Here is a 21113-nt window from a genome sequence, read left to right as displayed (position 1 = left end):
GGCTTACCCTGAATATCGTCATCAGGGTGATCAGAGGCTGGATAAATTATCACGGCATATCTGACAACCAGAGACGAGTCGGGCAGTTTATCTACCAAAGTACGCGAATAATCTACAGATGGTTCAACCGTCAAGGTGGGCGTCGCCGACTGACGTGGAAAAAGCTGAATCTGATCCTGAAAATGCTGGGTTATCCATCTCGCTGGAAAACGCATTCAATGTTCAGTTCTCGCTGAATATGTGGTGGGACACGGATCTGTCGGGAGCCGGATGCGGTAGTTCCGCACGTCCGGTTCTGAGGAGGGGCCTATCTGGGTGACCGGATAGGTCTACTCACCCATCCCAACCACTTGGCCTTTGGTACCGTGCTGGAATTGAGAGATGAGGCGTGGATCCTCACAGATTTCCGGCCTTATAGTGCCTAAAAGCGGGAGCCTGTTGCTCCCTGATGACTGGAGGATCCACTCATGAAACATACACCTTTTGGCGTCGATATTGCAAAACATTTGATGCAGATTCATTTTGTTGATGAATACACCGGTGAACTCATTGATAAGCAACTGAGGCGAAATGACTTTTTAACGTTCTCCAGTAACCGTGAGCCTTGCCTGATTGGCATGGAAGCCTGTGGCGGTGCGCATTATTGGGCACGGGAGCTAAGAAAGCTGGGGCATGAAGTCCGTTTGCTTCAGGCTAAATTTGTCAAAGCGTTTCGGATGGGAAACAAAAACGATGTTCAGGATGCCCGGGCTATTTGGCTGGCCGTTCAGCAACCCGGTAAATCGGTCGCCGTCAAAAACGAAGAACAACAGGCCATTTTGTCGTTACACCGGATGCGCTACCAGCTAGTGAAATTCAGAACCTCGCAAATCAATGCGTTGCATGGCTTACTGCTGGAATTTGGTGAAACCGTGCATAAGGGAAGAGCCTCACTGGATAAAGCGATGCCGGAGGTGCTTGAGCGGCTAAGGGAAAAACTAGCTCCGTTCCTGCTTGGACTCCTTGAAGAACAATACCGTCGTTTGGACGAAATCGATGAACAAATTGACCAGGTGGAAAAACAACTGACGGCGTGGGCAAAGCAGAATGCTGATTGTCAGCGAATTATGAAAATTCCCGGAGTCGGTGTCTTAATTGCCACAGCCGCCATCGCGACGATGGGCGATCCCAGCGGGTTTCGGTCGGGCAGGGAATTTTCGGCCTATTTGGGCCTGGTGCCGAAACAAACGGGAACGGGAGGCAGGGTCAAATTACTGGGCATCAGTAAACGGGGAGATACCTACTTGAGAACCCTGTTTATTCACGGTGCTAGAGCAGCCACCTTACTCACGAAAACCCCGTCGCCGTGGGTGACAGAACTGAAAGAACGACGCCCAGCCTGTGTAGCGATAGTAGGCATGGCTAATAAGCTGGCTCGTACCGTTTGGGCACTGGTTGCCCATCAACGGGACTACCAAAAAGATTACGTCAGTGTTAGGCCTTACTAAGGCGCTTCACTGGTCAACTTTAACTTGTAACACAACAAGGATGAATGCAGAAAGATTGCTGAGGCAAGGGTAACGATGACAAAGACAGGTAAGACCGTGACTTGCTAAACCTGAATAGTTCCTTGAGCATAAAGCTCGTCAGGAGAATGAGGAGCAAGCCAGCGGATTACATCGAGGCCCGCAGTTTTGGCTGCAATAAGGCCGGATATAGAGCTGCAACCTACCGTCGATGTCAGCGTGGTTTTTGTCTTGCAAACGGGATGCGTTCATATAGGCACTATGGGTAAAATGGTAGTTACCATCCTGTCAGCCGTAGCCCAAGCTGAACGACAGAGGATACTTGAGCGTACAAATGAAGGCCGTTTAGAAGCCAAGGACAAAGGGGTCAAATTTGGGCGTAAGCAGACAGTGGACAGGGGAAAAGTTCGCGTCCTACGCAACCAAGGAATAGGTGCGACTGAGATCGCAAGGCAATTGAAAATAGGTCGTTCGACGGTTTATAAAATACTGGCTTCATCATGAAACGAGAAGATAACGATGAATAAAAATATTGATAAAGTGGTTTGGATTGAGTAGACCCGTCTGGGTAACTGGCGGGTTTACTCAACCGCTCCCCCGTTACCCAATCTTCCAGTCGTGAATGTTTCTAGACCAAAAGAGATGAATATAGCATCTGCTGAATAGCTCTTTTTAGCCTAATCTCTATTCATTCCCTATGGTAAATTTCTCAGGACCGACTAAATGTATTTCATGTAAAAAATCTGGAGGAGATATGTTCAATCTCATTATGCTACCATTCGATTGGCGCTATAACATAGAAACAATAGCCGTTGTCCGAGTATTTGAGCACACCCATAAACACGTTTCTGATCAGTTCAAGCAGGATGGTAAACCAGTTCTGGATCGACTAATACGTCTTCCCTGTCTCTTTATGCAAGAAGGTACAGGGAAAGAATTAGCTTATGTTGGAAAAATAAATAGTGCGACAGTTGTTGGGAAGGATATATCTTTTGAATACACTTTGGATATGAACGTTCCTTCAATGCTCAACAGCATGATTTACGCGAATTGTAAGTCACTTGACATGTTAAGCCATTATGAATTTTTTCGTAATCATTGGGCTGTAAAAGATATAGACCTCTACCAATTCCTGTTTCGCACCTTCAGACCTAGCCTGCACGTCGAATAGCTTTTTAACGGTCTTTGGGGGTTTTTCCAGTGCGCTGGGCAAAGCTGCACTGATCTTGTGGGTGAAAGTCCCACTGTAGAAGGGTAGCTAGCTCACTACGTAGCGAGTCTTGCGTGTCCGGCGGTAACAAAGGAGACGAAGAGTAGACAGCGAAACTTTAGATCATTAATTAATATTCTATAGTATAAGACATATTCTTACACTCTGGGAGTATCCTTTATTTTTCGCTTGACTACCGCCAAATATGTGAATAAGGGGTGAGTTTGGAGATCGGAAATTTTTGTACGTTAAGCGCATTTTTTAACCAATCGAGGTACGTAAGGGATTGTTTAGGTTATCCGATTAGACAAAATCCTCTGAAAACGCCGTATAGCGCAAGAGTACACCCTATTGCTATAGGTAAGCCTGTTTTTTGAACAGGCTTACCGTACAATAATTTTCTATATCCAAACTGACCCCAATTATAACCACCCAGACTGCAATATTAGAAAAACCCCCACGCTGGATACGTTGGATCGGTTATCATCACGGTGACGAACAAAAGCTAGAGTCGCAGATTAGAGAGCTTCGTGAGTTATACTTAAACGCCATACAAGATAACAAGAAGTTAAAGCTACCAGCTAGGTTTGTACAGTATTATTCATATGCTGATCGTATTGGCTTATCTATAAACACCGCCTATCAATCTATTGTATTAAGCCCCATTAAAGACGTGGTTTTGCGGGAAATACTGTTACTAGGTGAGAAGAAACAAAGAGATGATATAATTTCATTAACAGAGAAAGACGAAACCAAATTAAAAAAAGTGGGTTTCGCGAGTGCCAGAACGAGTATTGAGCAAAGAAACTTCGGACCAGGTTTTATTTCAGTTGTGTGTCTAAGCGTAAGCGGACAAGAGTTTTTCAAACACTTTACCGCAAAAACTATAACTGCCCGGAGAAAAACTGGAAGACAATATACGGCAGGAATAGCTACTGATGCTGAAGAATATACTAAAAAAATTAGCTTTGGATTTATTCTTGTTGGCAACAGTGATTGCAGAGTATTTAAAACAACCCCAAAGAAGCCAAGAGCTGACTTACTTGAGAAAATTGCTATAAGACTTGAACTACCAGTAAGTACCGATTTTGAATTTTTAAAGTATAATAGGTAACTATCCTATTATACTAGTTCCTTTGCCGCATAAGTGTCCCACACTTAATGGGATGGTTACCCTCATTAAGGCGGCCAAAGCCGATTATTTGAGGGTGTTTTACAGTTGTATCGATAAACTTAGTAGTCGTGCTCCAGCTTAGCAATGTGGAACACGTTGTAACCAGGACAGTACTCATCCCTTTACTTTTACTCCTCCTTGCCAACTTTGCTTTTTTTACTGATCTTCGCGAGATCATGCTCTAGCTTGGAGATTTTGGTAAGGGCATCACCGTATTTTTTCTCAAGTTGTTTGGCGTGTTGGTCTTTTTCCTGTATTTGACCTGCCATGACACCTTTCTCTTGCACCAGATTGCGGATGTCTGCTTCGGTACCGGAGAGTTTTCCTTCCTGTTTTTCGCGTTCAGCAGTCAGGCGTTGGCATTCTCTGTTTGCGGCATCACCATGAGCTTTGGCAGCAACAAGGGAGTCTTGATTTTCAGTTAATTTGGCCTGCGTTTTTTCGAGCTGCTCCTTAAGGCTGGTGTTCTGTTCCTGCATGGATCGAAGCTTCTCGTTCTGCTGAATATTTTTGCTTTTTTGCACCGCCAATTCATCTTCTATAGTTGCAAATTTTTGGCTTAAGGAGCTATTTTTCTCTTTTGTCTGTTCAAACTGATCTTGGGCGCGAATGAGTTCAGTGGTCTTAATCTCTAACTTTGCCTCCAATTCAGCCAGGTGCTTTTCCTGCTTTTCCGCGTCAGTGTACAATCGCTCTAGCTCGGCTGACTTGAGCGACAGGGACTTGTCGGCCTGAACAAGCGAAGCATCAGTTTCGGCCTTCTTTTTGCTCAGCTCTTCAAGCTGTTCCTCTAGCAACTCAACTCGTTCCGTGGCTTCATCAGCCACGTCAACAGCTTGTTGCATGTCTTCATGAAACTCCGCCTCCCTTTGCCGAAGAACTTCCCGTTCCTGTTCCAATTGCTCATCAGCTCTGGCCTTTACAACCAAGTAAATCTTCCGGAGAAAAAGCTCAGCATCACTGACTACTGACTCTGGCAAAACAACTTCTACAGGCTCATCTTCGAAGGGGTTTTCTTTTGCCCACTGTTTGAGGTGGTTAGAGATAGTAGTGTAACTCCCCTTTTTAAGCAGAGCTCTGATGGCAATGACTGTTGGGCGCTTACCTGCATCAACCAGTTCTTTTGCTGCCTCGGCAACGTCTATAGCTTCAATAAGCTTATGGGCCATAGTGATACTCCTTTCTGGAATTGCAATATTTATGATAATTATCATAATTATCATAAATATTGCAATGACAAGTATAGAATTGAAACCTGCCTTACCGAAGAAAAGATAGAAAAAGTTACGGTGTAACGTCACGCCTGCAAAGGTACCCAACACTTCGGAAACTATCTAGTCGGAACGAGTCTTGCTCTACGTGGAAGCGTTAAAGGTCAAGCCAGAACTGTAGCTGAGGTAGGATTAACATGTGAATAATACTGAACAAATCTTTCTGACAACTTTATTCTATGCTGTGGAGATAGATGCTGTTGTCAGTGACATATTCAAGAAACTGCTTTTCGTATGTATAAAATTTGTGCCAATCCGCGCGTTTCTGTTCTGCTGACCGTTGAATCATATTGTTTTGTTTTCTCTTTATATAATATGTTTATATCCTATTATATTGTACTAATAATATTAATATAATATCTGGGTAACCGGCACCGAAGCCCCTAGTTCGTTAAATCTGATGGAGGTAAATCACCCCCATGTTTTTAAAGATAATCAATAATTAGGGTTTTTCTTATCCAGCTGGATTTGACGGGTAAAACTTCGTGCTATGATTTTTCAAATAATTCCATACAGCTCATAGAGTTATAAACCGGTGGAAAAACCAGATAAGGCGATTTATCACTATTCAGTACGCGCAACTCTCCGCCACACTCTTCATCCCATCCCTGAGCAATATAAAATATCATTGCTAAATCTCGTTTGTCCGATGCATCAGTATGCGGTGGCAGGCCACGATAATTTTCAGGAAATATGTAAACCTGCGGCAGGAAAAATTGTTTACTTGGACGAACCGAACGCCCAAAAAGTCTTCCTATGACCTGAAGAAAAGGCTGGGAGCTAGTCAATTTACATTGCCGCTTGGAGTTTTTGGCTATTTGTGGGATGATAGCCAAGTTAGGCATACCCAAAATATAGCCAGGAGCGGAATGCAATGGCACCTACATCGGAAAACTTGGTCCAGGGCGAGTTGCAAGCGCCGACACTGCGGCAACAGATTGAGACCGTTATCAGAGCAGTAAAGGGCGATACACGCCAAGCGTCGATCAATGTGTGCACTCTCCTTGAGGATGAATTTGGTTTCGGAGAGAAAGGCTACTTCGATGATGACCCAGAGCTAATCAACATCCTTCTCGACCGCGATTGACCATACCCAAAAGGCAACAGTCATCAATGAACCAAGGATCATATATGGGGGTAGACCCAACAGTCGTTTCATCAGCATGAATAATCGAGTTAAATAATGATAGTGTCTTAGCATTTTCATCCGCTAATGTTGCCCCAGGCATTCTATTCCCGGCCAAACAAAAAGGGGATTTCAGATTAGAATTGGTGAGAATAGCTTCAATACGGATGTCATGAAGCTAGGGCTTGAAAAAGTTGTACTCGTAGATAAAACGGTCTCCGGCATCAAATTCAAAATCATTAAGCATGATTTTGGGGAAACCCAATCCCGCCGGGGTAGGAAATGCCGTAATTTTTGCCATAAGAAAATGATCATCATGCCATCAAAGAGATGGTGCCATATCGATTCGTTGGGCCAAAGGCAAAGGCGTCAGCCGCAAGCATCATTGCATAGAGCGATTTACTGTCATCCCACCAAGAGAACTCATCGCCAAATGCCGCAGCAGTTTGCTTCAAAAGACGGCTGTCTTGAATATCACCACATGGCGAGACAGCAGGATCTGAGAAAGTAACGGAGCTACCTTCGGCCATGTGGGTTCAGCTATCAGGTCTACATCGTGTATACCATGAACATCCGTCGCCTCAGGCTCAATCCTGATCGTTGACCGCAACCTGGTATTAAGGAGGACGTCACCGCTTATGTCGGTTACTGCCAATTCAATCACCTGGGCGTCATGCCCAAGGCCAGTGGTCTCAGTATCGAGCACGAGAGGAGCCAGACCCAGCCAGTCGCCAGCTAACGCCGAAGCTTTTGCGAGGTTGCTTCCCATCTTTGCTCTGAGCGACAGAATGGCCTGAGCCCGAGCTTGCTTAACCGTGGTGGGTGAGCTGCATCTGGCTCGCATCGGCAAACAGTCAGCAATCCGGTACACTCCAAGTTTTCCACCATAGCCGTTTTTGTAGAACGCAACAGGCTCCGCGTCTGGCTTTGGTTTCATCCTAAATTCGTCTCGGAGCCGGCCTTTTGAAAAACACTTATCAGCCGCTATCGCTTCCGTTCTTGCTTGTTCAAGTTGGTTTTCTTTCATGCTCAGTCCATTATGTCGAGCCGTTGGCTGGCCTTCTTTAAACGCTCATCCCCGCGCCGGTCATATTTCTGTGTTGTCGCAACACTGGCGTGTCCCATCGCATCTTTCACTGTGATTAGATCCTCTCCGTTGTCGAGTAGGGCGGAGGCGAACGTCCTGCGCAAATCATGTGGCGCAAATTTATCTAGGCCGGCTTCGACTCGCCGGGTATCAAGAATATGATAAATCGCCTGGTCTGACATCCGATTGTTAGTGACATCATCGAAGCGACGAATCCGAGGGAAAAGCGGTCCAGGGTAGTCTCCCCGGACTTCCTCTACCCATTTCATCAGTCGTTCCCAAGTACTGGCAGGCATGTAAGAAAGGCGTTCCTTATTACCTTTACCCCGTACTTTTAATGCCTGCTCACGACAAATAATGTTTTCATAACTCAGCGCAACGACTTCCGAGCGTCGCAGCCCACATCCCAAAAGCACACCCATGATGGCGGCATCTCTGAGTCCTCTTGAACTGCGATCAGTTTCACATGTGAAAAACAACGCCCTTATCTCTTTCTTATCCAGTGCCCGACCTTTTGGCAGACGGGAACCTTTAACTGATCGCACCTGTTTAATATGTTGAAAACTGTCGGTATCGAGCTGTTTCATGGTCCATGCTTCAAGGGCAACCCCTTTAAGCGCCGACAGGTAAGTATTGATTGTGGCCGGAGCCTTCCCGGCATCCCGCAGCATTTCAAGAACCGCCTGAACGTGGTGTCGTCTCAGCGCACTCCAGGCACAGTCCCCAAGGTCCTGATACCCAATCATACGAGCAATGATATTGAGAAAATACCCCATCGCTTGCCTGCTACGCTTCGAACCGAGACTGATCAGATATGCAACGGCTGGGTTATCTTGGATCTGGTTCAGGGCAGTTGAACTGGCAGCCAACTCACTCATGGGGGATTGTTCTGACAGAACTATTGTACTGCCGGTGCAGTTATTGCCATTTTTCATACCGAATAAAGCTATCTCCCTGATACCAAAGGTTACGAGCCGTATATTTCCCCCCCCCCTCCACGGATGCGGCTCCATCAAAACAGGGGGATTGAGGTCCCCTTATTATGTCAGAAACTCTACTTTTGCAAAGGTACATTTTCATAAGTAGAGCAAAAACAAGAAAACCAGCAACTCCGTTACAGTAATTATGATAATTACTGTAATACGATAATTTTACAGATCGAGATGGAATGGTATAAAATGTTGCGCTGGAACATACTTGCTGAAAAAACGCTTACGAACGATAGTGAACACATCATGTGCAGGTGCGAGAAATAATATGTATAAGAGCCTTGAAGATCTGATGGCCGGTATTTAAGAAATGGCCGCGCCAGACAGCGTAATCTATAACGAAGTTTCCAAGTTCCTTGCGGCCAACCAGGTTAAGCCGGAGGAACTCAACAACCACCGACTAAAGTCGGTGGGTTAGTGATTAACGGACTGAAAGTCCGGATACGCATCGGCTGAACGATGCGTCAATTGTCCATCCTGAAGTTATCATCCGGGTTTGGTTCAAAATGATGCTCCAGATAAGCCTTTATCATCTCTTCCGTTAACTGACCCACCGTCGCACAAAAATAGCCTCTGCCCCAAAAATGCTGACCCCAGTAGCGTTTCTTTAGATGCGAAAACTCTTCAAACAACTTACTCGCTGTCCTTCCCTTCAGTCTCCTCATGATTTCTGAGGGAGATAATGTCGGGGGACTACTCACCAGTATGTGAACATGATCTTTGCTCACGACCCCTTTTAATATCCTGATTTCAAATGCTTCACATGTCTGACGAACTAACTCGCGCACCCGTATTGCTACTTCACCTATCAGCTTATATCAAGTAATGCAAAACAATCTGAATGCCGTATTTAGAGTACAGGAGGGAAACAGGAATAAGACTATTAGAGATTTTTCTGACAGTAATTCAGATGATCTTATTGTTAGTTATACGCCATCGGAAGCGGTAAAGTCAGATCTTAGAAAGAGAAACCTTCTTTCAGAATTCCCATGCTTAACGTTAAGACTAATAAAGCATATTGACCGAAATGGTGAATATATTCTTGCCACTACTCTTGTTGAACGAGGATACAGGTGAGGCCTGGGAGGCACTATCCACGAAAATCTATGCGTCCCAGAACCCGATGGAATTCTTTTGATGCCTCGGCAAGAGTTTAACCGAATGCCATTGTCAGGCGTACAACCCCATACAGAATAAAAAGAGTAAAAATTTTGTAATTTATGAATTAAAGAAATATTCTACTTTCTGGATGTACAAATCTTTCTGGTACATAGAGATCATAATCATTTGTGCGACAATATTCTTCCAATTGATAACTAGAGTGGACACCAATCCGTTTGTATATACGCGAAATATGGTTTTCAACAGTACGATAGGAAATATTTAACATTCTACCGATTTGCTTACCGGTATATTTTTCTAACAAGAGGAAAATAACATCCCACTCCCGCTTAGTAAATAAATCTGTCGGCGGTTGAAATAATATTGACGCTGGCAGTTTTCCACGAAACAAACGGGTAAATGAGAAATCTTCGACTTTATAGCAATGAAGTAATGTGCCTACACATTCGTATTCATCATTATAGAATGGATATTTCTCACAAAAATAAGATGACAAGAATTTATCATTCCCGAACATATGTGTTTCAAGCGAACATACTCTTTCTTTGTTCTTCATTACACTTTGATCATGAAGAACGAATTCTTTTGCAAACTCAGCGCCACTCCAAGGAAGTTCATAATCATACCACCCTTCGTAATCAAATGAGGCAGGAAGGTTTTCAAGATGTTTAAGTGCCTTATTGCCATAAATAAAGCATGAATTTTTATCTTTGATCCCCCAAGGCTCATTACTTTGCTTCATTGTATTAATGACTTGAGGTGAAATAATTAGTTTATTATCCATGTTACTACTCCTTTTTTCGCTAGCCTTAAAGTTAGATTCTTGATATTTTATAATCAATTTAACTCTCTACTGCCAATAGTGACAAATCTTGCTGGAATATAAAGATCAAGTTTATTTTCTTTACAGAAATCTTTTAATTCTGCATGTAAAGGAAAATTGAATTTTTGGTAAATTGATTGGATATGATTAATCACATCTTCGGAACTTATCATTAATTCTTCACTAATTTTCTCTTCATCTAATGAACACAGAGTTAGAAAGAGAACCTCCCATTCAAATTGCGTCAGTGTGTCATTAGGTGGGGTGAATGCCAGTGTTGCCGGAGGAGTTTTTTCATAATAGTACGAAACAGAAAAATCTTGAGTTTTATACATATGAAAGAAGATCCCAATACAATCATTATTCTCATCATAAAGTGGAAATTTATCACAAATATAAGTTTGTTTAATGTTATGCTCCCCAAACTGATGTGTTTCCAGTGAAGTGACGCGTTGCATAGTTTGAATGGTTTTTTGGTCCTGACGATGGAATTCTTCTGCATATTCGGCAATAGGCAAGGATAATTCCCCCATAGATAGCCCTATAATATCGAAATATTCAGGAAGGTTGAGCAGTTGATAAAAAGCAGGGTTAGCATAAATAAATCTTGATTCGCGATCTCTGGCTCCCCAAGGTTCATCGCTTTTATCCCACATCAGCGTTAATTGTGGCGTAATATGATTGGTTTTTTTTCTTATATTTGACATAGTAACTCCTTAATTATCATTTAGTCATTATCTGAATGAATTGTTTTCTGATGATACAAAAAATAATTTAACTATATAATGTAGCATAACAATTATCCAGCCAAAGACTGTATGTTTATTAATTTTATTATGGTATTATAAATACCAAACAATATAAGAAAAAATATTGTTTTTTATTGAAGATTATTTAAGTGATTTATTTTTCCAGTTAAAAATTGCACGCACATAATAATTTATTAAGGCTCCCAGTGTTCACTCTTAATCCAGAAAAAAATGGCTCATAGATTTAAAGTATTTTGGTGGAATATAAAGATCATAATGATTTTTTTCGCAAAACAGTTTCAACTCAATAATTGATCCGATTAATAATTTCTCATAGATACTTTGGAAATACTTTTCCAAAGTACGACATGAAATTTTCATTTCATTAGCGATACATTGATTACTGATTCCACGGCAGAATAAAAAGATCACTATCCATTCTTTTTCTGTCAATATATTATTAGGTGGTCTAAGCTTAACAGATATAGTTGTATCATTTTTAATATAATGATGTACTGAAAAATGATTTATTCTTTTAATGTGACAAATTATTCCAATACATTGATTCTTTTCATCCATCAATGGGTATTTTTCACAGAGACAAGGATTAAGCTGTTGACCATTGCTTTTAAGATGAGCCACAATAATAGATGATACTCGTTGCATAGACTGTAAGACTTTACGATCATGTTCTTCAAAAAAGTGAGCAAGATAATTAAATGGCGTCGATAATTCTTTAACAGAATATCCCATGATATCAGAGTCTTCAGGTAACTTACTTAATTTAACAAATTCTTTATTGGCATATATAAAACGAAGCTTCTTATCTTTTACAAACCATGATTCATGACTTTTGTCCCACATATTTGTTAACTGAGGGGTGATTTGACTCATATATGACCTTCAATAAGGTTGAATATAAATATACCCGTTATCCTTCAAGTTGCCTCTTTGTTGGCTGCACTCGCTCACCCCGGTCACATCGTTATCTATGCTCCCGGGGATTCTCTCCCTTACCGTCGCGAAGCATCTTGAAATCCATAGGGTATAGAAAAACATTTCAACAATCGGCAAAAAAGCGATTCATTTTTGCCACCCTGTTGGGTTCAGATATAGAAAGTGCATTTAATGACGCTTTCATTCGACCACCACTCTTCCTCCTTTATGGTGGTTACAGCAATGTAGGGTAAATACCTGGCCCAATGGGCAATCCAGCAAAATACCAACCTATAAGCAGCAATATCCAAACGGCAAAAAACACCAGCGGATAAGGTAATACCAACGTGTAATAAGTACCTAGCTGAGCCCCCTTATAGTACCGTTGAAGAAACCCCAAAAAAAGCGGTAGAAAAGGTGACATCGGTGCCAACGGTAATACTGCGGAATCAGAAATACGGAAGATGATCTGTGCAAAGGCAGGGTGAAAGCCAAGCAGGACAAACATGGGAACAAAAATAGGTGCCAGAATCGACCAAATGGCAGAACCACTTGCGATGAACATACACAAAAAGGCAGATAAAAACATTAATCCAATGAAGGCAGGAACACCTGTCATACCCAAGGCTTCTAGCATATCGGTTAGCCCTACCGCCATAAATTTGCCCATGTTGCTCCAGTTAAAGAAGGCAACAAATTGAGCCAGAGGGAAGACCATTATAATGAAGCCAGCCATGTTTTTCATGGGATCAACGAGTAAGTCTGGAATATCATTAGACTTTTTTATCTGTTTTGTGGAAACGCCATATGTAATCGAAACCACGAAGAAAAACAAAATAATGACTGGCACGATCCCTTTTATGAATGGCGATGGAATGATTGAGCCAGTCTGTGGATCACGCAGTAGTGCATTTTCGGGAACAACTAGCAACGCAACAATACCGATGAAAATTAGTGCAGATAGACCGCTCATTAGCAGCCCGCGATTTTGTTGTGGCGTGAGCTTTGCTAACTTCTCATTGTGACTTCCTTTCCATGCTGGAAGGCGTGGCTCAACAAATTTATCCGTTAAGATAGCGCCTGCAATCGTCAGTACAATCACTGATGTTGCCATAAAATACCAGTTATCGATGACACTGACGTGTAAGTTGGGATCAAGCATTTTAACCGCTTCAGTACTGATACCAGATAACAGCACATCGGTAGTGACAATCAATAAGTTCGCCGTAAATCCTGAAGCAACACCAGCAATAGCGGCCAGTAGGCCAGCAACGGGGTGGCGACCAACCGCAATAAAAATTAGCGCACCTAATGGAGGCATGACAACAAGTGCGGCATCCGAAGAAATATGGCTAAAAAAGGCAATAAATAGCACCATATAGCTGGCGTAACGTTTATTAATACCAGAAGCCATTTTATACATCAGGGTTTGTAACAGACCGACTTTTTCTGCCAGCCCTGCACCAATGACCAAAGCTAATATTGCTCCAAGTGGTGTGAAGTTACTGAAATTTTTAACGATATTAGGCAGGATCCACTGTAATCCTTCGGCGCTAAGTAAGTTTTTAACTCTAATGAACTCTCCATTTGTAGGGTTTTTTACGGCCAAGTCAAACCAAGACAAAATAGCAGTCGCTATCATTAAAACAGCTATTAAATAGATAAATAAAATAAAAGGATTCGGAATTTTATTTCCAACTCTTTCGATCCAACCAAGAATACGTCCTGGGCTCTTATTTACAGGGATAGTTGTTTCACTCATGATTTTTTCCTTTGTGTTTGCTGTCGTTATTATTTTTTGATTATGTAAATGACTGAACGCTAGCTGCTAGCTTGCCGCTGTAAGCAAGCCAGTATTTATCGAAGCAAAGTTATTTCAAAGGTGATGGTTTAATATCGGGCGGAATAGGACACTGATAGGGATGCTCATCCCGTTGGTGTTTGAACTCAAACTGGACCTCTGCTAGCAGAGCAGGGTCTATTAATAATTTAAGTGCGGTGGCGGCCATAATTTTCCCGGCAAGACACATCCCTTTGTGAGCAATGGATGAACGCCCTTGTGCGACTAATTGCCAAGTATGCAGTGGTGTGCCAAAGGCGAAGCAGGGACTGAAACATTGCGCTGTGGGTGTTACCCAACTGACATCACCGACATCGGTAGATCCATACAGTAACTCTTGCGATTCTATATAGGGTAAGACTTCATCTGTCAGTACTTTTTCCCCTTGTCGCTCACTCCAGCGTTTACCCTCTTCGCCCGCTGTTCGCGCTGCATTGAGTTTGGCATTGCGTAAATCATCTTTTGTCAGTGTTTGATGAATTTTTTCGGCAAATTGGCATTCCTCATCAGTATATTCGGGAATACCAAAGGCTTGAATATACTGATACATCACTCTTTCCATCGTGCGGTTAGGAATATAGTTTGAACACGCCTTATCAAAGCGAATATTCAATTGCGTGCCGGTCATTAAGGCAGCACCTTTAGCAATATCAATGACTCGTTGATAAATATCTTGAGCCTGATCCAGTTGTGGGGCGCGAACAAGGTATAAAACTTCGGCATCAGCCTGTACAACGTTAGGTGACACACCACCGGTATTAGTCACTGCATAATGAATTCGTGCTTCCTGAATGATATGTTCACGAAGAAATTGAACACCCACATTCATCAGACTGACTGCATCTAAAGCACTTCGACCCAAGTGAGGGGAATTGGCGGCGTGTGAAGCAACTCCTTTAAAATGAAATGCTGTTTGGATATTTGCCAGAGACTGGACATTAAATACACTACTGAATGATTCAGGATGCCATGTAATTGCTGCATCAACATCATCAAAAAGACCTTCCCGGACCATAAATGTTTTGCCGGAACCCCCTTCTTCCGCCGGGCAACCGTAAAACCGTACAGTTCCAATTTGTTGATTTTTTTGCAACCAGGCTTTCACTGTAAATGCCGCAGCGAGTGCGGCTGTCCCCAGTAAATTATGTCCACACCCATGACCGTTACCGTTTTTAACCATAGGATTAGGTTCACAACAGCCTGCTTTTTGGCTTAAACCAGCCAGCGCATCATACTCACCAAGTAAAGAAATCACAGGGTGTCCACTGCCATAACTGGCGATAAACGCGGTCTCAATATTGCCTACCCCACGCTGAACAACGAACCCTTCATTTTCTAACGCATTTGCGAGCAGTTCAGCAGAAAAGTTTTCTTCAAAATTGGTCTCAGGGTGCTCCCAAATCTTATCGCTAAGGTAAGTAAAATCACTTTGGCGTTGCTCAATGTATTCATTGATGAATTCAATCAACGAGTTATTCATGATGAACTCCGAAATCAGGTAGGTTAAGAGCGATAGTGGCTAATGTTTTCACTGCGGTGGTCATCACGTTTTCATCAAAGTCAAACCGTTCATTATGATGACCTGCGCTGAGTGCTGTACCGAAAATAAGGTAAGTGGCTTGACCACCATTCGATTTGACTCGTTCCATAAAATAGGTCGCATCCTCCGATCCGGCAGCTTGCTGACGGCTTTTGACAACAGATGAAAGCTCTGGGATATATTGTTGAGCCTGTTGATAAATGAAATCGACCCATACCAGGCTAGGTTGGCTACTTTGAGCGGCACCCATTAATTGTATTCCATATTCAACCCCCTGCATTTTTGCCGCACCTTCAATAATATTGAGAGCTTGACGGTAGACAAATGCATTGACCTCATTAGTTTCACCGCGAGTTTCCACTTTCATTAATGCATAGTCAGGAATAACGTTACGGCCAATGCCTGCCTGTAACACTCCGACGTTAATACGTGAGCTGCCTTCACTGTGGTGAGAAATAGCATACAGTCCTAAGGTTGCTTGTGCTGCGGCTAACAGTGCATTTTTTCCCGCTTCTGGTTTTGCACCAGAATGCGAGGCAACACCACGATAAGTGACATCGATTTTGGTGGTAGCAAGAAAATTATTACTCCCACAGACCAATTCGCCTTGAGGTACACCAGTGCCGATATGAATAGCGATAAAGAAATCAACATCATCGACAACGCCCGCTTCAACCATTGATTTTGCACCACGAGTTCCTTCTTCCGCAGGCTGAAAAATCAGTTTGATTTTTCCAGTCAGTTGGCTTTCATATTTTTTCAATATACAAGCGAGTCCTAATCCAATCGCTGTGTGACCATCATGACCACAGGCATGCATCATATGTGTATTACAAGAGGAAAAGCCTTCAGCATAAGGGCGGTGCACGTGAGTTTGTTCCTCATTCAGGTCAAGCGCATCCATATCCACCCGAAAAGCCAAGGTTGGTCCAGGTTTTCCGGTATCGAGTGTCGCGACAATGCCAGTAAACCCGCCTGAAAAATGGGGTAGCCATTCAGTCAGAGCGCCCTGTTTAATAGCACGCTGTTCTTGCGCTTGTAATGCCTGTTTTGAAGGTAAGCCCATTCGTGCATCAGCCTTGATAACATCTTTTCCCATTTTCAGGCTATAACCCAGACGGTGCAGTTCATCCGCCACAATCGTTGCTGTTCTGAATTCGAACCAGCCTGATTCAGCAAAATGGTGGAAATCGCGACGCCAGTTTCGTAATTGTTTAGCAATTTGCTGAATAGATTCACTTAATAAAGTGCCCATAATAATTATCTCTTTTAGTTATCGCGGAGAAGAAAATATATTTGGTTTATTTCACCAAGATTGATTTTATTAAAATATTTATTTAATTTTGATTGAACTAGTTTATTTTTTAAAATTTTATTGTTTTAATAATTTAAAAATATTTTTGTTGAATTTTAAATTTAAATACAGCCCGATTTTTCATTACTGATTTTTAATGTATACAATAAATTTTGTTCAAGTAAGATACAATTATCTTTATCTATATAATTAAAAGTTATCGCAAGAGAGAAAAATGACGACACCAATAAAACTCAATCAACTGCGCGCTTTTGTTGAAATTTACCGTCATGGCAGTATCAGAGCGGCTAGTCGGTTTCTGTTACTCTCACAACCTGCTTTGACTAAATCGATTCGCGAACTAGAAGATTCACTTGGTGCAAAATTATTTATACGCAGTAACCAAGGTATTCATTTGACAGAGTGTGGAAAAAGTTTTTTACAACGCGCCTGTTTGATACTTGAGGAGCTTCGAATTGCACAGGAAGATATTCAACAACGAGTTGGCTTGATCGGTGGTGTAGTCAATATTGGCGTAGCTGGCAGTATTGCACGTACGATTATGCCAAAGGTGATTACACAGTTTCACCGTGATTATCCTACAGTAAAATTAAGAATTGTTGAGGGACAGTTATTGACTATGCTACCTCAGCTCAGACAAGGTGAACTGAATTTTACCGTGAACACCTATTATCCCGGTAGCTTAGATGCAGAATTGAGCTTCGAAAAATTGATGGAAAAAGAGTACAAAGTGATTGTACGAAAAGGGCATCCAAAAGTGAATGCAACCTCTTTAGACGAATTAATTGATTGTGACTGGACCATGCCAACACCGAAAGGCACCTACTATCGCAGGTTATTTGAGATGTTTACATCGCTGGATAATCCACCTGTCTTTAGTGTCACGTGTGAAACATTAATGGCTTGCATGAGTTTAGTCTCCGAAAGTGACTTTGTGACTATTGTAGCTGTGGATGTGGTTGATGAGACTCTGTTTAACCAGCAATTTGTGGCGTTAAACCTTAAAGAGGAGCTTCCGTTTGCAACTTTTTGCCTTGTTCAACGCAGAGATACAAAGTTAACTCCCGCAGGAGAACATTTGGCTAGACTTTTTCGGATGTATTGTCGTGATTAATTTTTGCACCTGAAGTGGGGATTAGGGGGAGCTGAGTAGACCTACCGGTCCGACTGGATAAACTAAATAAGCTTCCATATGGTGGTACACTTATTTTTTCACTCCAGATTGTTGTTGCAACGAAAACGCTTTCTATGAACTCTTCCACATATTTAATTTAAGTAACTGCCACATATACTGACAACAATGATTTAGTGTTACTGTTTCATGTAATAATTGCCACAAGCGTTCAATTTTGTTTAGCCCGGTATTGATTGCCCCGTCCTTCCTTAAACGGGTAGTAAAAAAGATCATAGTGTGCTGGTCATGTTCGCTTGTTCCGATCAATGTAATACATAACGACAACTCAGTTCATCCATTTCCTCTTGTGAACATTGCCAGGACTTGAGATTCAAACAAAAATACTGCTTTCAGGGCGTAAAAATCTTTCTGGTACATAAAGATCATAATTATTAAAGCGACAGTATTCCTCCAATTGCCGAGCAGATCTAACACCAACTTTTCTGTATATTTGTGCCGTATAGTGTTCAACAGTACGGTAGGAAATATTTAATATTCTACCAATTTGTTTACTGGTATATTTATGTAAAGAGAGAAAAATGACATCCCATTCCCGTTGGGTAAATAAATGAGTCGGTGGTTGAAATATAATGGAAGCGGGGAGTTTTCCATGATATAAACGTGTTAATGAATAATCTTGAGCTTTCCACAAGTGATAGATAATTCCAAGACAATCACCATTTTCATGATAAATAGGTTGTTTTTCACAGAAATAGGAGGATAAGGTTCTTATTTCTCCCCAAATATGGGTTTCGAGTGAAACATATGATTTTTCTTCTTTCATTACCTTTTGGTCATGATGAATATATTCTTTTGCAAACTCGGCACCATCCCAAGGAAGCTCATCATCATAAAGCCCTTCGAAATCAAATGAATCAGAAAAACCTTTGATGGAGTTCAGCGCTTTATTGCCATAAATAAAACAGGAATTTTTATCTTTTATTCCCCAAGGATCGTTACTGATTGCCAATGTGTTAATAACTTGAGGTGAAATGATTAACTTATTATTCATGTCATCGTTCCTTTATTATATTTGACATAGTGACCACTGAGTTATCATTAAAGCATTATCTGAATGAATTGTTACCTTAATTATAACTGAGACAGCTTAACTATATAATACAGCACAACAATCATCCAGCCAAAAAGTGTATTTTTATTAATTTTACGACAACATTATAAGCACTATAAAATATAAACAAGGTTATTGTTTTAAACAATGATAATTTATATGATTTATTTTATTAGTTAAGAAGTTTTTAAAAAATTGAACATACATAACTTTGCAACTCATTAAGATTAATGGTCTTATTAATTCGCTGAGCTAACTGAGTTGGTGTCATTCCTGTAACTGAAAAGCTTAAGACATTCATTAAAGTATTTCATCCGGTTACAACATTTCCAAAAACAACTAAACTTTTTGAATATATTAGTGATCTAAAAAGAACATTTCTGAACATTTAAAGTTCAATTTTGAACAATCAGAGTTCATTTAATAACATTTTTGTCGTTAGACAATTTTATATTCGGAGAATATTTGGCTGTACTTGGCGGGGTTTAATGTCTTAGTACAGCTATTTTTTAACATTCTGCGCCTGCGCGGACTCAGGGAAAAAGCTGTAGAAATATAAAAATATCAAATTGAAGAGAGAGTATGAATATAGCACCTTGAATAACCAAACTGAGGAGAGAAGAAAGGAATGATTGTAAAAAACGACTGGCACCCAGCGGATATTATTGCGGGACTTAAAAAACGGGGAACGTCGTTATCTGCTATTTCAAGAGAGGCGGGACTTGCATCATCTACCTTAAGTAATGCGCTGCACCGTCCGTGGCCCAAAGGCGAACGACTTATTGCTGCCGCTTTAAATTGTGATCCTTGCGAAATATGGCCGAGTAGATATTTTAAATGAGTTGTCATTTTCAAAATTAATATGAACTTCTCATATAAAAATCAATGAGAGGATACTCATTACCTGAAGCTTTTCTTGTGGAAAGCTTCAGGTATGAACATAGAATTAATACAGTGCTATTTACCTTTTTATTTTATGATGTTATCTGAACTAAACCAGTGATTGCCTTTTCAAGATATTCTCGGGGACAACCTAAGTTTATTCTGATAAATCCTTTCCCATGATTACCAAAATTCGATCCCATTGAAGCGGCTATTTTGGCTTTTTGTAATAAAGCACGTTGCAAAGCATCATCATCCAAGCCTAAATCACGACAATCCAGCCAAGCCAGATATGTACCTTCCGCTTTGGTCATTCGACACCAGGGAACAACAGACGTTAAAGCCTGCTCAAACCAACAACGGTTTTCTGCCAGATAATGCTGTAGTTCATCAAGCCATACATCCCCATATTGATATGCGGCTGTAGCCGCAGTCATCGATAGGACATTGAATACATCTAGTCCATGCGCATTCAACCGATCGATAAAGGAACGTCGAAGTTCAAGATTGGGAATGAGAAAATTCGATATACGGAGTGATGAAAGTCCAAATGCTTTACTTGTTGAGGTAGCGGCAATGACATTGTCATGCCATTCATTCCCCAGATGCAGTATTGAGGTGAATTTCCCCCACGGTAAAATTAAATCAGCCCAAATTTCATCGGAAATTACCGTCGTCCCGTACCTTTTACAAAGCATTAATATCTGGAGTAGTTCGTCACTATTCCAGCATCTACCAGTAGGATTATGTGGGTTACATAACAATAACAGAGGCGGTCTGTGTTGCTCCAATATCTGTTCCAGATGATCATAATCAATTTTATAACCTTCCAGACTTTCAAGAAGCGGGTTTTCAATCACCATCCTGCCGTTCATAGTAATAATTTTGGCGAATGAAGCATAATAGGGCCCTTGCACAACGACACCTTCCCCCGGTTTACTGAGCATCTGTATCAGTAAAGCCAATCCGGGTATGACGCCTTCTATCGACGTAAACCAATCGCGGTGCAAGGTCAGTTTATGACGCCTTGAAAACCAGTCTATTGCTGCTTGATAATAGAGATCGTCGCGTTCGCTATAACCAAAAATACCATGTTCAATTCGGGAGTAGAGTGTTTGCAAGACTGCTTCCGGGCATTGAAAATCAATATCTGTAACGGCTCGCAATCGAAATCCCTCCGACTCGCAATCAGCGCCAGTTTCGGCTCACATTAACTGCAAATGAAAAATGCCACCGGCTCACATTAAGTGATAATGGGCTCGCATTTATCCTGCCCGGCTCGCAATCCATTTCGCTGG

The 21113-nt window shown here is 41.6% G+C and carries 20 protein-coding genes and 3 pseudogenes; 8 read left to right on the top strand and 15 right to left on the bottom strand.

The window, feature by feature from the left end:
• The 5 genes and pseudogenes from ACGF49_RS21200 to ACGF49_RS21180 form a co-directional block, all read left to right on the top strand.
• A pseudogene (locus ACGF49_RS21200) lies at nucleotides 1–236 on the top strand (group II intron reverse transcriptase/maturase); the annotation flags it as partial.
• 231 nt (nucleotides 237–467) lie between these two features.
• Complete coding sequence (locus ACGF49_RS21195; protein ID WP_387492664.1) at nucleotides 468–1487, top strand: IS110 family transposase; 1020 nt, start codon at nucleotides 468–470, stop codon at nucleotides 1485–1487.
• A 249-nt stretch (nucleotides 1488–1736) separates the two neighbouring features.
• Nucleotides 1737–2009, top strand: a pseudogene (locus ACGF49_RS21190) (helix-turn-helix domain-containing protein); the annotation flags it as partial.
• A 250-nt stretch (nucleotides 2010–2259) separates the two neighbouring features.
• Nucleotides 2260–2676, top strand: coding sequence for a hypothetical protein (locus ACGF49_RS21185; protein WP_387492661.1), 417 nt, complete (start codon nucleotides 2260–2262; stop codon nucleotides 2674–2676).
• Between the two features lie 718 nt (nucleotides 2677–3394).
• On the top strand, nucleotides 3395–3829 hold the full coding sequence (locus tag ACGF49_RS21180) for a hypothetical protein (protein ID WP_387492658.1): 435 nt from the start codon (nucleotides 3395–3397) through the stop codon (nucleotides 3827–3829).
• A gap of 188 nt (nucleotides 3830–4017) precedes the next feature.
• Here ACGF49_RS21180 and ACGF49_RS21175 read toward each other — a convergent pair whose 3' ends face one another.
• Together ACGF49_RS21175 and ACGF49_RS21170 are read right to left on the bottom strand one after the other, a co-directional pair.
• Nucleotides 4018–5058 (bottom strand): DNA-binding protein, encoded by a 1041-nt coding sequence (locus ACGF49_RS21175; RefSeq protein ID WP_387492655.1) that lies wholly within the window; start codon nucleotides 5056–5058, stop codon nucleotides 4018–4020.
• Nucleotides 5059–5648: 590 nt separating this feature from the next.
• Nucleotides 5649–5948: a 2OG-Fe(II) oxygenase family protein gene (locus ACGF49_RS21170; RefSeq protein WP_387492652.1), complete on the bottom strand. Its 300-nt coding sequence runs from the start codon at nucleotides 5946–5948 to the stop codon at nucleotides 5649–5651.
• An 86-nt stretch (nucleotides 5949–6034) separates the two neighbouring features.
• On the opposite strand from ACGF49_RS21170, the gene ACGF49_RS21165 reads away from it, so the two are divergent.
• A complete protein-coding gene (locus tag ACGF49_RS21165) occupies nucleotides 6035–6247 on the top strand; it encodes a hypothetical protein (protein WP_387492649.1) in 213 nt (70 codons plus the stop codon).
• A gap of 353 nt (nucleotides 6248–6600) precedes the next feature.
• Here ACGF49_RS21165 and ACGF49_RS21160 read toward each other — a convergent pair whose 3' ends face one another.
• From ACGF49_RS21160 to ACGF49_RS21110, 11 genes and pseudogenes are all read right to left on the bottom strand, one after another.
• Nucleotides 6601–6741, bottom strand: coding sequence for a hypothetical protein (locus ACGF49_RS21160; protein ID WP_387492646.1), 141 nt, complete (start codon nucleotides 6739–6741; stop codon nucleotides 6601–6603).
• The gene (locus ACGF49_RS21155; protein ID WP_387492643.1) at nucleotides 6738–7313 is read right to left on the bottom strand and encodes a 3'-5' exonuclease; all 576 of its coding nucleotides are present in this window, start codon (nucleotides 7311–7313) and stop codon (nucleotides 6738–6740) included. The genes ACGF49_RS21160 and ACGF49_RS21155 overlap by 4 nt, the downstream gene beginning before the upstream one ends.
• Nucleotides 7314–7315: 2 nt before the next feature.
• Complete coding sequence (locus ACGF49_RS21150; protein ID WP_387492640.1) at nucleotides 7316–8308, bottom strand: tyrosine-type recombinase/integrase; 993 nt, start codon at nucleotides 8306–8308, stop codon at nucleotides 7316–7318.
• Nucleotides 8309–8826: 518 nt separating this feature from the next.
• Nucleotides 8827–9174 (bottom strand): annotated as a pseudogene (gene tnpA / locus ACGF49_RS21145) (IS200/IS605 family transposase); the annotation flags it as partial.
• Between the two features lie 413 nt (nucleotides 9175–9587).
• Complete coding sequence (locus tag ACGF49_RS21140; RefSeq protein WP_387492637.1) at nucleotides 9588–10268, bottom strand: helix-turn-helix transcriptional regulator; 681 nt, start codon at nucleotides 10266–10268, stop codon at nucleotides 9588–9590.
• A 53-nt stretch (nucleotides 10269–10321) separates the two neighbouring features.
• Nucleotides 10322–11014, bottom strand: coding sequence for a PAS domain-containing protein (locus tag ACGF49_RS21135; protein WP_387492635.1), 693 nt, complete (start codon nucleotides 11012–11014; stop codon nucleotides 10322–10324).
• A 258-nt stretch (nucleotides 11015–11272) separates the two neighbouring features.
• A complete protein-coding gene (locus ACGF49_RS21130; protein WP_350388532.1) occupies nucleotides 11273–11950 on the bottom strand; it encodes a PAS domain-containing protein in 678 nt (225 codons plus the stop codon).
• A 9-nt stretch (nucleotides 11951–11959) separates the two neighbouring features.
• The gene (locus tag ACGF49_RS21125; protein ID WP_350388533.1) at nucleotides 11960–12130 is read right to left on the bottom strand and encodes a hypothetical protein; all 171 of its coding nucleotides are present in this window, start codon (nucleotides 12128–12130) and stop codon (nucleotides 11960–11962) included.
• Nucleotides 12131–12227: 97 nt separating this feature from the next.
• Nucleotides 12228–13754, bottom strand: a complete 1527-nt coding sequence (gene abgT / locus ACGF49_RS21120; RefSeq protein WP_165578424.1) for a p-aminobenzoyl-glutamate transporter — start codon at nucleotides 13752–13754, stop codon at nucleotides 12228–12230.
• 109 nt (nucleotides 13755–13863) lie between these two features.
• Nucleotides 13864–15312, bottom strand: coding sequence for a M20 family metallopeptidase (locus tag ACGF49_RS21115; protein ID WP_387492630.1), 1449 nt, complete (start codon nucleotides 15310–15312; stop codon nucleotides 13864–13866).
• Nucleotides 15305–16627, bottom strand: coding sequence for a M20 family metallo-hydrolase (locus tag ACGF49_RS21110; RefSeq protein WP_387492627.1), 1323 nt, complete (start codon nucleotides 16625–16627; stop codon nucleotides 15305–15307). The genes ACGF49_RS21115 and ACGF49_RS21110 overlap by 8 nt, the downstream gene beginning before the upstream one ends.
• A gap of 274 nt (nucleotides 16628–16901) precedes the next feature.
• Between ACGF49_RS21110 and ACGF49_RS21105 the strand changes: the two genes are divergently transcribed.
• Complete coding sequence (locus ACGF49_RS21105; RefSeq protein WP_165578426.1) at nucleotides 16902–17801, top strand: LysR family transcriptional regulator; 900 nt, start codon at nucleotides 16902–16904, stop codon at nucleotides 17799–17801.
• Between the two features lie 391 nt (nucleotides 17802–18192).
• Here ACGF49_RS21105 and ACGF49_RS21100 read toward each other — a convergent pair whose 3' ends face one another.
• Nucleotides 18193–18873, bottom strand: a complete 681-nt coding sequence (locus ACGF49_RS21100) for a PAS and helix-turn-helix domain-containing protein (protein WP_112872152.1) — start codon at nucleotides 18871–18873, stop codon at nucleotides 18193–18195.
• Nucleotides 18874–19564: 691 nt separating this feature from the next.
• Here ACGF49_RS21100 and ACGF49_RS21095 point away from each other — a divergent pair.
• Nucleotides 19565–19774, top strand: a complete 210-nt coding sequence (locus ACGF49_RS21095; RefSeq protein ID WP_041381091.1) for a helix-turn-helix transcriptional regulator — start codon at nucleotides 19565–19567, stop codon at nucleotides 19772–19774.
• Between the two features lie 133 nt (nucleotides 19775–19907).
• Here the strand turns inward: ACGF49_RS21095 and ACGF49_RS21090 are convergent, their stop codons facing one another.
• A complete protein-coding gene (locus tag ACGF49_RS21090) occupies nucleotides 19908–20981 on the bottom strand; it encodes a MalY/PatB family protein (protein ID WP_387492623.1) in 1074 nt (357 codons plus the stop codon).
• Nucleotides 20982–21113 lie beyond the last annotated feature (132 nt).

The organism is Photorhabdus sp. RM96S, assembly GCF_042879335.1.
Classification (GTDB): domain Bacteria; phylum Pseudomonadota; class Gammaproteobacteria; order Enterobacterales; family Enterobacteriaceae; genus Photorhabdus; species Photorhabdus kayaii.
This window is presented reverse-complemented; position numbering and strand designations above follow the sequence as displayed.

Bases quoted from the DNA above. Each gene is read 5' to 3' on its own strand.
- ACGF49_RS21165 (WP_387492649.1), top strand. From the start codon at position 6,035: ATGGCACCTACATCGGAAAACTTGGTCCAGGGCGAGTTGCAAGCGCCG.
- ACGF49_RS21100 (WP_112872152.1), bottom strand. From the start codon at position 18,873: ATGAATAATAAGTTAATCATTTCACCTCAAGTTATTAACACATTGGCA.
- ACGF49_RS21175 (WP_387492655.1), bottom strand. From the start codon at position 5,058: ATGGCCCATAAGCTTATTGAAGCTATAGACGTTGCCGAGGCAGCAAAA.
- ACGF49_RS21150 (WP_387492640.1), bottom strand. From the start codon at position 8,308: ATGAAAAATGGCAATAACTGCACCGGCAGTACAATAGTTCTGTCAGAA.
- ACGF49_RS21130 (WP_350388532.1), bottom strand. From the start codon at position 11,950: ATGAGTCAAATCACCCCTCAGTTAACAAATATGTGGGACAAAAGTCAT.
- ACGF49_RS21155 (WP_387492643.1), bottom strand. From the start codon at position 7,313: ATGAAAGAAAACCAACTTGAACAAGCAAGAACGGAAGCGATAGCGGCT.
- ACGF49_RS21110 (WP_387492627.1), bottom strand. From the start codon at position 16,627: ATGGGCACTTTATTAAGTGAATCTATTCAGCAAATTGCTAAACAATTA.
- ACGF49_RS21195 (WP_387492664.1), top strand. From the start codon at position 468: ATGAAACATACACCTTTTGGCGTCGATATTGCAAAACATTTGATGCAG.
- ACGF49_RS21185 (WP_387492661.1), top strand. From the start codon at position 2,260: ATGTTCAATCTCATTATGCTACCATTCGATTGGCGCTATAACATAGAA.
- ACGF49_RS21140 (WP_387492637.1), bottom strand. From the start codon at position 10,268: ATGGATAATAAACTAATTATTTCACCTCAAGTCATTAATACAATGAAG.
- ACGF49_RS21115 (WP_387492630.1), bottom strand. From the start codon at position 15,312: ATGAATAACTCGTTGATTGAATTCATCAATGAATACATTGAGCAACGC.
- ACGF49_RS21135 (WP_387492635.1), bottom strand. From the start codon at position 11,014: ATGTCAAATATAAGAAAAAAAACCAATCATATTACGCCACAATTAACG.
- ACGF49_RS21105 (WP_165578426.1), top strand. From the start codon at position 16,902: ATGACGACACCAATAAAACTCAATCAACTGCGCGCTTTTGTTGAAATT.
- abgT (WP_165578424.1), bottom strand. From the start codon at position 13,754: ATGAGTGAAACAACTATCCCTGTAAATAAGAGCCCAGGACGTATTCTT.